The organism is Microbacterium sp. ZW T6_19, from assembly GCF_044987465.1.
Classification (GTDB): Bacteria; Actinomycetota; Actinomycetes; order Actinomycetales; family Microbacteriaceae; genus Microbacterium; species Microbacterium natoriense_A.
On record NZ_JBJDRH010000023.1, the window covers coordinates 1 to 1,009 of the forward strand.

1 protein-coding gene and 1 rRNA gene are annotated in these 1,009 nt (G+C 68.0%); both read left to right on the forward strand.

Annotated features, from left to right (window positions below; all coding sequences use genetic code 11):
• Position 1 precedes the first annotated feature (1 nt).
• A 5S ribosomal RNA gene (rrf, locus tag ACI3KT_RS18490) occupies positions 2–118 on the forward strand.
• Positions 119–307: 189 nt separating this feature from the next.
• Positions 308–1,009, forward strand: a 702-nt coding sequence (locus tag ACI3KT_RS18495) for a hypothetical protein (RefSeq protein ID WP_404905873.1), incomplete at its 3' end; no start/stop codon positions are given.

Here is a 1,009-nt window from a genome sequence, read left to right on the forward strand (position 1 = left end):
TTTCGGCGGCCATAGCGTGAGGGAAACGCCCGGTTACATTCCGAACCCGGAAGCTAAGCCTCACAGCGCCGATGGTACTGCAGGGGGGACCCTGTGGGAGAGTAGGACACCGCCGGACTTCTTTTAAGTAAAATGGCCACCCAACGCTGGGTGGCCATTTTGCGTTTACAGGGATAAGGAAGAACCATGCCGGAAGAAGAAGAACGCCGTCCGCGTCGTAACGACAGCGGCGCGCGAGGAGATCGGTCTTCCGGAGGTTCTTCCCAGAACCGCAGCGGCGCTCCGCGACGTGAGGGCGGGTACAACCGTGACGGAGGTGCTCCCCGTCGGGATGGTGCTGCGCCTCGTCGTGAGGGTGGCTACAACCGTGACGGAGGTGCTCCTCGGCATGACGGTGCCGCGCCGCGCCGTGAGGGCGGGTATAACCGCGATGGTGGTGCTCCGCGCCGTGAGGGCGGGTACAACCGCGATGGTGGTGCTCCGCGCCGTGAAGGTGGCTACAACCGCGATGGTGGTGCTCCGCGCCGCGAGGGTGGCTACAACCGCGACGGAGGTGCTCCCCGTCGTGATGGTGCTGCCCCGCGCCGAGAGGGCGGGTATAGCCGTGATGGTGCTGCTCCGCGCCGCGAGGGCGGGTATAGCCGTGATGGTGCTGCTCCGCGCCGCGAGGGCGGGTATAGCCGTGATGGTGCTGCTCCGCGCCGCGAGGGCGGGTATAACCGTGATGGTGCTGCTCCGCGCCGCGAGGGCGGGTATAGCCGTGATGGTGCTGCTCCGCGCCGCGAGGGCGGGTATAACCGTGATGGTGCTGCTCCGCGCCGCGAGGGCGGGTATAACCGTGATGGTGCTGCTCCGCGCCGCGAGGGCGGGTACAACCGTGATGGTGCTGCTCCGCGCCGCGAGGGCGGGTACAACCGTGATGGTGCTGCTCCGCGCCGCGAGGGCGGGTACAACCGTGACGGTGCTGCTCCGCGCCGCGAGGGCGGGTACAACCGTGACGGTGGCGCCC